Raw genomic sequence first — 294 nt, 5'->3', positions numbered from 1 at the left:
GATGCGACGATGACCCATGACGATCTGCATTTCGTCGATCGTCTGGTGGTCGATCTGCAGAGCAAACTCGATCGTATTATCAGTTGGGGCCAGCAATCCATCGACTTGTGGATTGGCTACGACCGCCACGTACACAAATCTATTCGTACCGCGATCGATATGGATAAAAACCGCGTCTTTGCTCAGCGGTTACGTCAGTCGGTACAAACCTATTTTGATGAGCCGTGGGCGCTAACTTATGCCAAGGCCGATCGTCTGATGGATATGCGTGACGAAGAGATGGCACTGCGCGAT

At 51.4% G+C, this 294-nt stretch carries 1 protein-coding gene; it reads left to right on the top strand.

Translation table 11 applies throughout. The features are described from left to right. On the top strand, positions 1–294 hold a 294-nt coding region (locus tag FN960_RS23830), incomplete at both ends, for a hypothetical protein (RefSeq protein WP_221936843.1).

The organism is Alkalicoccobacillus porphyridii, assembly GCF_007293315.1.
GTDB classification, from domain to species: Bacteria; Bacillota; Bacilli; order Bacillales; family Bacillaceae_D; genus Alkalicoccobacillus; species Alkalicoccobacillus porphyridii.
The sequence above is the reverse complement of the archived record's forward strand: the minus strand, read 5'-3'. Positions and strand labels throughout refer to the sequence as shown.